Origin of the sequence: Serratia sp. C2(1) (genome assembly GCF_036352655.1) — a bacterium.
GTDB classification, from domain to species: domain Bacteria; phylum Pseudomonadota; class Gammaproteobacteria; order Enterobacterales; family Enterobacteriaceae; genus Serratia; species Serratia inhibens.
In genome coordinates this window covers 1-12,870 of sequence record NZ_JAZFBA010000009.1, presented here as the reverse complement: position 1 = coordinate 12,870, position 12,870 = coordinate 1, and the positions used below count along the sequence as shown (strand labels likewise).

Genomic DNA, 12,870 nt, shown 5'->3' with positions numbered 1-12,870 from the left:
AAAACCGCCCCCGAAGGAGCGGTTTATCTGGCAAGGGGCCGGCATACCGGACCCCAGGGCATATCAACGATTATTCGTCGTTACCGCCCAGGTTACCTGCGTTCAGCAATTCAGCCAGGTTAGCAGTCGCTTCTTCCGCGCTGACCTGCGGAACAACCGGTACTTCGCCCTGTGCTTTACGGCGCATACGATCCTGGTGATAAGCGTAACCGGTACCGGCTGGGATCAGACGGCCCACGATGACGTTCTCTTTCAGGCCGCGCAGTTCATCACGCTTACCGGCAACAGCCGCTTCGGTCAGAACGCGCGTCGTTTCCTGGAACGATGCTGCGGAGATGAAGGACTCGGTCGCCAAGGAAGCCTTGGTGATACCCAGCAGATCGCGTGAGAAGGTTGCCTCGATTTTACCTTCAGCAGCAAGCTGACGGTTGGCAATCTTAACGCGAGACACTTCAGCCTGCTCGCCTTCCAGGAACTCGGTGCTACCAGCGCTAACGATGGTGCCTTTGCGCAGCATCTGACGAACGATAACTTCGATGTGTTTATCGTTAATCTTAACGCCTTGCAGACGGTAAACTTCCTGCACTTCGTTGGTGATGTAGCGAGTAACCGCATGCACACCACGCAGACGCAGAATGTCGTGCGGAGACTCTGGGCCGTCAGAAACAACGTCGCCACGTTCCACAATTTCGCCTTCAAACACGTTAAGCTGACGCCATTTCGGAATCATCTCTTCGTAAGCGTCGCTGCCGTCCAGCGGAGAGATTACCAGGCGACGTTTGCCTTTGGTCTCTTTACCGAACGAGATAATCCCGCTGATTTCAGCCAGGATTGCCGGTTCTTTCGGACGACGAGCTTCGAACAGATCCGCAACGCGTGGCAGACCACCGGTAATATCCTTGGTACCGCCGGATTCCTGAGGAATACGCGCCAGGGTATCACCCGCACCGATCTGAATACCGTCTTCCAGCTGTACAATCGCTTTACCTGGCAGGAAGTATTGAGCAGGCATATCAGTACCTGGGATCAATACGTCGTCGCCTTTGGCATCAACGATTTTCAGTGCCGGACGCAGATCTTTACCGCTACCGGTACGCTCTGCGCTGTCCAGTACGACCAGAGAAGACAAACCGGTCAGTTCGTCGGTCTGGCGGGTAATGGTTTGGCCGTCAACCATATCAGCGAAGCGGATGAAACCACTCACCTCGGTGATAACTGGCATGGTGTGCGGATCCCAGTTAGCAACGGTTTCGCCGCCGTTAACTTCTGCACCGTCACCTTTGCCCATCACGGCACCGTAAGGCACTTTGTAGCTTTCTTTGGTACGACCGAATTCGTCGATCAGCTTCAGTTCGGTGTTACGAGAGGTAATCACCAGCTTGCCTGCGGCGTTCATAACGAACTTCACATTGCTCAGCTTCAGCGTACCCTTGTTTTTCACCTGGATGCTGGATTCAGCAGCCGCACGAGATGCCGCACCACCGATGTGGAACGTACGCATCGTCAGCTGTGTACCCGGCTCACCGATTGACTGTGCCGCGATAACGCCGATAGCTTCACCTTTGTTGATGATGTGGCCACGTGCCAGGTCGCGACCATAGCAGTTTGCACACACACCAAAATCGGTTTCACAGCTAACTACAGAGCGGACTTTAACGCTGTCGACAGAGTTCTCTTCCAACAGGTCACAGGTCTTCTCATGCAACAGCGTGTTGCGTGGAACCAGAATGTCCGCCGTACCCGGCTTGATGACATCTTCTGCAGTCACACGACCCAGAACGCGTTCACGCAGCGGCTCTTTAACGTCGCCACCTTCGATAACCGGGGTCATCGTGATGCCGTTGTGAGTGCCACAGTCGTCTTCGGTAACCACCAGATCCTGCGCCACGTCAACCAGACGACGGGTCAGATAACCGGAGTTAGCCGTTTTCAGTGCGGTATCCGCCAAACCTTTACGAGCACCGTGAGTGGAGATGAAGTACTGGAGTACGTTCAGACCTTCACGGAAGTTCGCGGTGATTGGCGTTTCGATGATGGAGCCGTCCGGCTTCGCCATCAGGCCACGCATACCGGCCAGCTGACGAATCTGAGCGGCGGAACCACGTGCACCGGAGTCGGCCATCATAAAGATGCTGTTGAAGGAAACTTGTTGTTCCACAACGCCATCACGGTTAACCACGTCTTCAACCGACAGGTTTTCCATCATCGCTTTAGCAACGCGTTCGTTTGCCGCAGCCCAGATATCGATCACTTTGTTGTAACGTTCGCCGGCGGTGACCAGACCAGACTGGAACTGCTCCTGGATCTCGGCAACTTCGGTTTCCGCTTCTTCGATGATCTCCGCTTTCTTGGCTGGGATAACCATGTCATCGATACCTACTGAAGCACCTGAACGGGCTGCATAGGCAAAACCGGTGTACATGATCTGGTCAGCAAAGATAACGGTCGGCTTCAGGCCCAGGATGCGGTAACAGGTGTTCAGCATCTTGGAGATCGCTTTCTTGCCCAAAGGCTGGTTAACGATCGAGTACGGCAGACCTTTTGGCACGATCATCCACAGGATGGCGCGACCAACGGTAGTGTCGATGATCGAAGTCTGGTGTACAGACTCGCCTTCGGTGTTTTTGATCTCTTCGGTGATACGCACTTTGACACGCGCATGCAGAGAGGCCAGACCGGCGCGGTAAATACGCTCAGCTTCTTTCGGGCCGCTCAGCACCATGCCTTCGCCTTTGGCGTTAACACAGTCACGGGTCATGTAGTACAGACCCAGTACAACGTCCTGAGAAGGAACGATGATTGGCTCGCCGTTCGCAGGTGACAGGATGTTGTTGGTAGACATCATCAACGCACGCGCTTCCAGCTGGGCTTCCAGCGTCAGCGGTACGTGTACAGCCATTTGGTCACCATCGAAGTCGGCGTTGTATGCCGCACAAACCAGCGGGTGCAGCTGGATTGCCTTACCTTCGATAAGAACAGGTTCAAACGCCTGGATACCCAAACGGTGCAGGGTTGGTGCACGGTTCAGCAGTACCGGGTGTTCGCGGATAACTTCGTCGAGGATGTCCCAAACGACAGCTTCTTCGCGCTCAACCATTTTCTTGGCGGCTTTGATGGTGGTGGCCAGGCCACGCAGTTCCAGCTTGCCGTAGATGAACGGTTTGAACAGCTCCAGCGCCATTTTCTTAGGCAGACCGCACTGATGCAGACGCAGGTATGGACCTACGGTGATTACAGAACGACCGGAGTAGTCAACACGTTTACCCAACAGGTTCTGACGGAAACGACCCTGCTTACCTTTGATCATATCGGCCAAAGATTTCAGAGGACGTTTGTTGGAACCGGTGATCGCACGACCGCGACGGCCGTTATCCAGCAGGGCATCTACCGCTTCTTGCAGCATACGCTTTTCGTTGCGCACGATGATGTCAGGCGCGGCCAGATCCAGCAGGCGTTTCAGACGGTTGTTACGGTTGATTACGCGGCGGTACAGATCGTTCAGATCTGAAGTCGCGAAACGACCACCATCCAGCGGAACCAGCGGACGCAGATCCGGTGGCAGTACCGGCAGCACGGTCAGGATCATCCACTCCGGCTTGTTGCCAGACTGTACGAACGCTTCCAGCAGCTTGATACGCTTGGTCAGCTTCTTGCGCTTGGTTTCGGAGTTGGTTTCGTTCAGCTCTTCACGCAGCTGTTCGCATTCCGCTTCCAGATCCATGTTTTTCAACAGGGCCTGAATAGCTTCCGCACCCATCTTGGCGTCGAATTCGTCACCGAACTCTTCCAGCGCATCCAGATACTGTTCTTCAGTCAGGATCTGACGACGCTCGAGGTTGGTCATACCGCCTTCAACAACCACATAGGATTCGAAGTACAGTACGCGTTCGATGTCACGCAGCGGCATATCCAGCAGCAAACCGATGCGCGAAGGCAGCGATTTCAGGAACCAGATATGTGCAGTCGGTGATGCCAGCTCGATGTGGCCCATGCGCTCACGGCGCACTTTGGTCTGGGTCACTTCAACGCCGCACTTCTCACAGATCACGCCACGGTGTTTTAAGCGCTTGTACTTACCGCACAGGCACTCATAGTCTTTTACCGGCCCAAAGATACGGGCGCAGAAAAGGCCGTCACGTTCTGGTTTGAACGTACGGTAGTTAATGGTTTCCGGCTTCTTAACTTCACCGAACGACCACGAACGGATCATATCTGGCGATGCCAGAGCAATCTTGATCGCATCAAACTCTTCGGTCTTAGTTTGCGCTTTCAGAAACTTCAATAAGTCTTTCACGGATTGGCTCCTGTCGGAGTTAAACCTGTTGGGCGCACGCTGACAAATCGCGCGCCCGTGTGACCTGAACAACCACCCTCAGGCTCCCTAAGGCCGGGAGCCTGAGCCGGAAAAACGATTACTCGTCTTCCAGTTCGATGTTGATACCGAGCGAGCGGATTTCTTTCAACAGTACGTTGAAGGACTCCGGCATGCCTGGTTCCATGCGGTGATCGCCATCCACGATGTTTTTGTACATCTTGGTACGGCCGTTAACGTCATCCGACTTAACGGTGAGCATTTCCTGCAAGGTGTAAGCTGCGCCGTATGCTTCCAGTGCCCACACTTCCATCTCACCGAAGCGTTGACCACCGAACTGCGCCTTACCACCCAGCGGTTGCTGAGTAACCAAGCTGTAAGAACCGGTTGAACGGGCGTGCATTTTATCGTCAACCAAGTGGTTCAGTTTCAGCATGTACATATAGCCAACGGTAACCTGGCGCTCGAACTGCTCACCGGTACGGCCATCGAACAGCGTAATCTGACCGGAGGTTGGGATTCCGCCCATTTCCAGCAGTTGCTTGATTTCAGTCTCTTTCGCACCATCGAACACCGGCGTGGCGATTGGCATACCTTTTTTCAGGTTCTCTGCCAGACGCAGTACTTCGTCGTCGGTGAAGGTGTTCAGGTCAACTTTCTGGCAGACATCGTCGCCCAGATCGTAGGCCTTCTGAATGAACTCACGCAGCTTGGCCACTTCCTGATGCTGCTTCAGCATTTGGTTGATCTTCTCACCAATACCTTTCGCAGCCATACCCAGGTGGGTTTCCAGGATCTGACCGATGTTCATACGAGATGGTACGCCCAGCGGGTTCAGTACGATGTCAACCGGCGTGCCGTTTTCATCGTAAGGCATATCTTCGATCGGGTTGATCTTGGAGATAACACCCTTGTTACCGTGGCGGCCTGCCATCTTGTCACCCGGTTGAATCTGACGCTTAACAGCCAGATAAACCTTAACGATTTTCAGCACGCCTGGTGCCAGGTCATCGCCTTGGGTGATCTTACGACGCTTGGCGTCCAGCTTCTTCTCGAAGTCGGATTTCAGTTCGTCGTACTGCTCGGCCAGCTGCTCCAGCTGGTTTTGCTTCTCTTCGTCGGTCAGGCCCAGTTCCAGCCAGCGATCGCGTGGCAGTTTGCTCAGCTTTTCAGCTTCAACGCCACCGGCAACCAACACCGCATGGATACGCGCAAACAGACCGGCTTCCAGGATCTGCAGTTCTTCAGTCAGGTCTTTCTTCGCCTGCTTCAGCTGCATTTCTTCGATTTCCAACGCACGCTTGTCTTTTTCCACGCCATCGCGGGTAAAGACCTGCACGTCGATAACCGTACCGGAAACGCCGTTTGGTACACGCAGAGAAGAGTCTTTAACGTCAGACGCTTTCTCACCGAAGATCGCGCGCAGCAGCTTCTCTTCTGGGGTCAGTTGGGTTTCACCTTTCGGCGTTACCTTACCCACCAGAATGTCGCCACCGGTTACTTCAGCACCGATATACACGATACCGGATTCATCCAGTTTGGAGAGCGCAGCTTCACCCACGTTAGGGATGTCGGCAGTGATCTCTTCAGGCCCCAGCTTGGTGTCGCGAGACACGCACGCCAGTTCCTGGATGTGGATGGTAGTGAAACGATCTTCCTGAACCACACGCTCGGACACCAAGATGGAGTCTTCGAAGTTGTAACCGTTCCATGGCATGAACGCCACGCGCATGTTCTGGCCCAGCGCCAGTTCACCCAGATCCGTGGACGGGCCATCTGCCAGCACGTCGCCGCGCTCGATTGGCTCACCCAGGTTCACACACGGCATCTGGTTGATGCAGGTGTTCTGGTTAGAACGGGTGTACTTGGTCAGGTTATAAATATCGATACCTGCTTCGCCCGCGTGCATCTCGTCTTCGTTAACTTTGATAACGATACGGGAAGCATCCACGTACTGGATCACACCGCCACGTTTGGCTACGGCAGTAACACCGGAGTCAACCGCTACAGCACGTTCCATACCGGTACCTACCAGCGGCTTGTCAGCACGCAGAGTAGGAACCGCCTGACGTTGCATGTTCGCACCCATCAATGCACGGTTGGCGTCATCGTGTTCCAGGAATGGAATCAGTGAAGCACCAACGGAAACAACCTGCTGGGTTGATACGTCCATATAGTCAACCTGATCGCGGCTAAACAGGCTTGATTCGCCTTTGCTACGACAGGTGACCAGGTCTTCTACGAAGCGACCGTCATCATCCAGGTTGGAGTTCGCCTGAGCGATAACGAAGTTGCCTTCTTCAATAGCAGACAGGTAGTTGATTTCATCGGTAACCAGGCCGTCACGCACGCGGCGGTACGGGGTTTCCAGGAAGCCATACTCGTTGGTCTGTGCGTACACGGACAAGGAGTTGATCAGACCGATGTTTGGACCTTCCGGCGTTTCGATTGGGCACACGCGACCGTAGTGAGTCGGGTGTACGTCTCGAACTTCAAAGCCGGCACGTTCACGGGTCAGACCGCCTGGGCCCAATGCAGAGATACGACGTTTGTGCGTAATCTCGGACAACGGGTTGTTCTGGTCCATAAACTGAGACAGCTGGCTGGAGCCGAAGAACTCTTTCACCGCCGCCGAAATCGGCTTGGCGTTGATCATGTCCTGAGGCATCAGGGTGTCCAGATCGCCCAGGGACAGACGTTCTTTAACCGCACGCTCAACACGCACCAGACCTACACGGAACTGGTTCTCAGCCATTTCGCCGACGGAACGGATACGACGGTTGCCCAAGTGGTCGATATCGTCCACTTCGCCTTTACCGTTACGGATATCGATGAGCTTCTTCATCACTTCAATGATGTCGTCTTTGCTCAGGATGCCCGAACCTTCGATCTCGTCACGCAGCAGAGAACGGTTGAACTTCATACGGCCAACCGCAGACAGATCGTAGCGGTCTTCAGAGAAGAACAGGTTCTCGAACAGGCTTTCGGCAGCTTCGCGCGTTGGCGGCTCACCAGGGCGCATCATGCGGTAGATTTCTACCAGTGCGCTCAGACGATCGCTGGTTGGGTCGACACGTAGAGTCTCAGAGATATACGCACCGTGATCCAGATCGTTGGTGAACAGCGTTTCGATACGTTTGTGGCCGGACTGGCTCAGTTTGGCCAGCAGATCCAGCGACAGCTCCATGTTGGCCGCGCAGATCAGCTCACCGGTATTGGTATCGATATAGTCCTTCGCGACCACTTTGCCCGCAATGTACTCAACCGGTACTTCAATACTCTGAATTTCGTCTTTTTCGAGCTGACGGATATGACGAGCGGTGATACGACGGCCTTTCTCAATGTAGATCTTGCCGTTGGCTTCGATATCGAACGAAGCAGTTTCACCACGCAGACGTTCTGGAACCAGCTCCATCTGCAGCTTGTTATCACGGATCTCGAATACAACTTTCGCAAAGAACAGGTCAAGGATCTGCTCAGTGGTGAATTGCAGCGCGCGCAGAATGATGGTCGCAGGCAGTTTGCGGCGACGGTCAATACGCACGAACAGGTTGTCTTTCGGGTCAAACTCGAAATCCAACCATGAACCGCGGTAAGGGATAATACGTGCGTTATAAAGCACTTTACCCGAGGAGTGGGTTTTACCCTTATCGCTGTCAAAGAATACGCCAGGACTACGGTGAAGCTGAGATACGATAACCCTCTCAGTACCGTTGATCACAAAGGTACCGTTTTCGGTCATGAGCGGAATTTCGCCCATATAGACTTCTTGTTCCTTGATGTCTTTGACCGTACCTTCCGGAGCTTCGCGCTCATAGATTACCAGGCGCAGTTTTACGCGCAGCGGTGCAGAATACGTCACACCACGGATCTGGCACTCTTTGACGTCGAACACCGGCTCACCAAGACGGTAGCTAACGTATTGCAGCTCCGAATTGCCACTGTAGCTCTGGATAGGGAAAACAGAACGGAATGCGGCTTCAAGGCCGTACTGCCCTTCTGGATCTTGCTCGATAAACTTCTGGAACGAGTCAAGCTGGATAGAAAGGAGATATGGTATGTCCAGAACTTGTGGACGCTTACCAAAATCCTTACGAATACGTTTTTTCTCGGTATAGGAGTAAACCATAGGGTTCCTCAGCTCGCTGATCAGTGACCCAATCTGTCCGTCCGGATAGAGGACGGTTCATGCAACACCATTTTGTGGATCGGAAAGCGGGAACACTTTCCGCAATACTCGTTTCTATCACGCTTAAATCATTTCATCGCACTGTGCGGCAGATTCGGCTGCAGCAGGGAGGGCAATATATTAAGTCGTCGATAGAAAGAAATATTGGGGTTAGCCAGTAGCCAAACAGTGTGAAACTCTACTGACGCCCTACAGCGCAAAAAGGCTGGCGACCAAAAAGTCACCAGCCATCAGTCTGTTAAGTCAGACTGCACTCTGAGAAGTTAAAATTACTTAACTTCAACAGAAGCGCCAGCTTCTTCCAGAGCTTTTTTCAGTGCTTCAGCGTCGTCTTTGCTGATGCCTTCTTTCAGTACTGCTGGAGCAGATTCTACCAGGTCTTTGGCTTCTTTCAGGCCCAGACCGGTTGCGCCACGTACTGCTTTGATAACTGCAACCTTGTTGCCGCCGATAGCAGACAGAACAACGTCGAATTCAGTTTTTTCTTCAACAACTTCAGCAGCAGCAGCAGGACCTGCAGCTACAGCAGCAGCAGAAACACCGAACTTCTCTTCCATAGCGGCGATCAGTTCAACGATTTCCATTACAGACAGAGCTGCAACGCCTTCGATAATTTGGTCTTTAGTGATAGACATAACAAAAGTTCCTAAAATTCAGAAATAGTTTAAATACGTAAGCAACGGATAAGAGAGAGGGCTTATGCCGCTTCTTTCTGATCGCGCAGTGCAGCCAGAGTGCGAACCAATTTGCCAGCAGCGGCTTCTTTCATGGTTGCCATCAGGCGTGCGATTGCTTCATCGTAAGTAGGCAGAGTTGCCAAGCGGTCAATTTGTGCCGCAGGGATCATCTCACCTTCAAAGGCCGCAGCTTTAATCTCGAACTTTGCATTCGCTTTCGCGAAATCTTTGAACAGACGAGCAGCAGCGCCCGGGTGTTCATGAGAAAATGCAATCAAGGTAGGACCGACAAACGTGTCTTTCAGGCATTCGAATGGAGTGCCTTCAACTACGCGACGCATCAGGGTGTTACGAACAACACGCATGTAAACGCCAGCTTCACGACCTGCTTTACGCAGTTCAGTCATTTTATCAACGGTAACGCCACGGGAATCCGCAACAACCGCAGACAGCGCGCCTTTGGCTACTTCGTTGACTTCAGCAACAATCGCTTGTTTGTCTTGAAGATTTAATGCCATTAGCTTTTTGCTCCTGGATTTAGCCGGGGGAAATCCCCGGCACTCACATCACTCAACACCTTGTGATAAATCACGCGATGAGAGCGTTCAAACACGGTGAGCAGAATCCAGCAAAGACAATTTAAAATTTTCTTTAGGCTCTGTCACCGTCTACGCAGGAAGGATTAAGTACCTTTCGATACACCTGCGGTCTTGGACGGAGGCCTGGATAGGCCAGGCTCCAACCGAAAAATCTTTGTTCCGCTGATGGCTATTACCAATAGCGAAACCTTGGGGCATAAGATTCTAGACAAATCTTAGCCCCAAGTCAAAGCGATAATCGCAAGGCGATTAGTTCGCTACAGCAGTCAGGCCGCTTTGATCGATAGCAACACCAGCACCCATGGTGGTGGAGAGGCTAACTTTCTTGATGTACACGCCTTTAGCCTGAGATGGTTTTGCCTTTTTCAGCGCAACCAGCAAAGCTTCCAGGTTTTCTTTCAGCTTGTCTGACTCGAAATCAACCTTACCGATAGTGGTATGGATGATGCCGTTTTTGTCGTTACGGTAACGAACCTGGCCTGCTTTAGCGTTTTTCACTGCTTCAGCAACGTTCGGAGTAACGGTACCCACTTTCGGGTTTGGCATCAGGCCACGTGGACCCAGGATCTGGCCCAGTTGACCAACAACGCGCATTGCATCAGGAGAAGCAATAACAACGTCGAAGTTCATTTCGCCTTTCTTGATCAGGTCTGCCAGATCTTCCATACCTACCAGCTCTGCGCCAGCAGCTTTAGCTGCTTCAGCGTTAGGGCCTTGGGCAAATACGGCAACGCGAACGGAACGACCGGTGCCGTTTGGCAGAACGGTAGCGCCACGAACGTTTTGGTCAGATTTACGAGCGTCGATGCCGAGGTTAACAGCAACGTCAACGCTTTCTACGAATTTAGCGGTGGCCAGCTCTTTCAGCAGAGCAACAGCTTCGATGATGTCGTACTGTTTAGTAGCATCAACTTTGTCACGGATCACGCGCATGCGCTTGGTCAGCTTAGCCATTTCTTAATCCTCCACTACCAGGCCCATGGAACGAGCAGTACCTTCGATGGAGCGAGTCATCGCTTCAACGTTAGAACCAGTCATGTCCGCAGCTTTGGTTTCTGCGATTTCACGTACCTGAGCACTAGTCACTTTACCTACTTTGTCTTTGTTCGGCTTGCCTGAACCAGACTTGATACCAGCCGCTTTTTTCAGCAGAACTGCTGCTGGCGGAGTTTTGGTAACGAAAGTGAAGGAACGGTCAGAATAAACAGTAATAACAACCGGAATCGGCAGGCCTTTCTCAACGCTGTCAGTCTTAGCATTGAACGCCTTACAGAATTCCATGATGTTAACGCCTTGCTGACCCAGAGCTGGACCAACTGGCGGACTTGGGTTTGCCATACCGGCTGCAACTTGCAGCTTAACGTAGGCTTGTACTTTCTTGGCCATTTACAATTCCTCGGTTTGGGTAATAACGCCTCATAAGAGGCTCCCCGTGTTTCACCCCGCTCAATGAGCAAGGTCTATAAAAACAAAAGGCGCGAAATTATAGTTCAATTTCGCGCCTATGACAAGCGACAAAAGCCACCTATCGCTGATTAATTGATCAGCCTTTTTCAACCTGAGCAAAGTCCAGTTCCACCGGCGTTGCACGCCCAAAGATGGAGACAGAAACTTTCAGGCGACTCTTCTCGTAGTCCACTTCTTCAACAACACCGTTGAAGTCAGCGAATGGACCGTCGTTAACGCGGACCAGTTCACCCGGTTCGAACAGCGTTTTAGGACGCGGCTTATCACCAACCTGCTGCAGGCGGTTCATGATCGCATCAACTTCTTTATCGCTGATCGGTGCCGGACGGTCAGAGGTGCCACCGATGAAACCCATTACGCGTGGAACGCTGCGTACCAAGTGCCAGCTGGCATCGTTCATCACCATCTGAACCAGCACATAACCCGGGAAGAATTTGCGTTCGCTTTTACGGCGTTGACCACCACGGATTTCAACAACTTCTTCCGTAGGAACCATGACTTCGCCGAACAGTTCTTCCATATCGTGCAGTTTGATGTGCTCACGCAGCGATTGTGCCACGCGACCTTCAAAACCGGAAAACGCCTGAACGACGTACCAACGTTTTTTTGGGGCTTCAGACATTTTAGAACCTCAGGCCAGTAATAAACGATACCAAACGGACCAGAATACCATCCAGCCCCCACAGAATCAGTGACATCACGGCAGTTACCGCAGCAACGATCAACGTGGTATGTAGCGTTTCCTGACGAGTTGGCCAAATCACTTTGCGCACTTCAGTACGCGCTTCGCGCGCAAACGCAACGGTAGCTTTGCCTTTGGTGGTCATCAGCGCCACTGCACCTGCAATGGCAATAACCACTACGACGGCCAGCGCACGTAATGGCAGGCTGAAATCACGGTAGTAATAGTTACCGACAATAGCCACAACCAACAGAATGGCAACAGTCACCCACTTTGCCGCTTCCAGGCCGCGCCCGCTCCCTTGAGCCTCGGTATTCGCACTCATAAACCAACCTGTCACAATGAATTCAGAACAGACAACTTTGCCTCGCACCGCAAGGCAAACCAAACCGATCAGATGCTGCTTCGGCAGTATCCCGGTGTTTTACGCTATGACGCATCTCAGTCAATACGGTTTTAAGAGCCCATCTCACCAATGATTATGACTGCAAAATCGCTGATGAGATAGGTTCTAGTTCACAGCGTAGAAAAAGGGCATCAAATGATGCCCTTTTACCGCGTGTCGCGTCAAATATAATCAGCGATTAAGCGATAACTTTAGCAACAACACCAGCGCCAACAGTACGGCCGCCTTCACGGATTGCGAAACGCAGACCGTCGTCCATCGCGATTGGGTGGATCAGGGTCACAACCATGTTCACGTTGTCACCTGGCATTACCATCTCAACGCCTTCTGGCAGTTCGATGGTACCGGTCACGTCAGTTGTACGGAAGTAGAACTGTGGACGGTAGCCTTTGAAGAATGGAGTATGACGACCACCTTCTTCTTTGCTCAGGATGTACACTTCTGAGTCAAACTTGGTGTGCGGCTTGATTGAACCTGGTTTAGCCAGTACCTGACCACGTTCGATATCTTCACGCTTGATACCACGCAGCAGAACACC

Annotated in this window: 8 protein-coding genes and 1 pseudogene; all 9 read right to left on the bottom strand. The window is 52.5% G+C overall.

What is annotated here, in order from left to right; translation table 11 throughout:
• Window positions 1-70: 70 nt before the first annotated feature.
• The gene (gene rpoC / locus V2S86_RS24860) at window positions 71-4,294 is read right to left on the bottom strand and encodes a DNA-directed RNA polymerase subunit beta' (protein WP_065505745.1); all 4,224 of its coding nucleotides are present in this window, start codon (window positions 4,292-4,294) and stop codon (window positions 71-73) included.
• A 118-nt stretch (window positions 4,295-4,412) separates the two neighbouring features.
• Complete coding sequence (rpoB, locus tag V2S86_RS24855; protein WP_330764569.1) at window positions 4,413-8,441, bottom strand: DNA-directed RNA polymerase subunit beta; 4,029 nt, start codon at window positions 8,439-8,441, stop codon at window positions 4,413-4,415.
• Window positions 8,442-8,770: 329 nt separating this feature from the next.
• Window positions 8,771-9,136, bottom strand: coding sequence for a 50S ribosomal protein L7/L12 (rplL, locus tag V2S86_RS24850; RefSeq protein WP_006323137.1), 366 nt, complete (start codon window positions 9,134-9,136; stop codon window positions 8,771-8,773).
• Window positions 9,137-9,198: 62 nt separating this feature from the next.
• Window positions 9,199-9,696: a 50S ribosomal protein L10 gene (rplJ, locus tag V2S86_RS24845; protein WP_004953935.1), complete on the bottom strand. Its 498-nt coding sequence runs from the start codon at window positions 9,694-9,696 to the stop codon at window positions 9,199-9,201.
• A 330-nt stretch (window positions 9,697-10,026) separates the two neighbouring features.
• A complete protein-coding gene (gene rplA / locus V2S86_RS24840) occupies window positions 10,027-10,731 on the bottom strand; it encodes a 50S ribosomal protein L1 (protein WP_330764568.1) in 705 nt (234 codons plus the stop codon).
• A gap of 3 nt (window positions 10,732-10,734) precedes the next feature.
• Window positions 10,735-11,163 carry a 50S ribosomal protein L11 gene (gene rplK, locus V2S86_RS24835; RefSeq protein WP_006323135.1) on the bottom strand — a complete coding sequence of 143 codons (429 nt, stop codon included), beginning with the start codon at window positions 11,161-11,163 and terminating at the stop codon, window positions 10,735-10,737.
• Between the two features lie 157 nt (window positions 11,164-11,320).
• Window positions 11,321-11,866: a transcription termination/antitermination protein NusG gene (gene nusG / locus V2S86_RS24830; RefSeq protein ID WP_004953928.1), complete on the bottom strand. Its 546-nt coding sequence runs from the start codon at window positions 11,864-11,866 to the stop codon at window positions 11,321-11,323.
• 1 nt (window position 11,867) lies between these two features.
• Window positions 11,868-12,251, bottom strand: coding sequence for a preprotein translocase subunit SecE (gene secE / locus V2S86_RS24825; RefSeq protein ID WP_126527376.1), 384 nt, complete (start codon window positions 12,249-12,251; stop codon window positions 11,868-11,870).
• Window positions 12,252-12,510: 259 nt separating this feature from the next.
• A pseudogene (tuf, locus tag V2S86_RS24820) lies at window positions 12,511-12,870 on the bottom strand (elongation factor Tu); the annotation flags it as partial.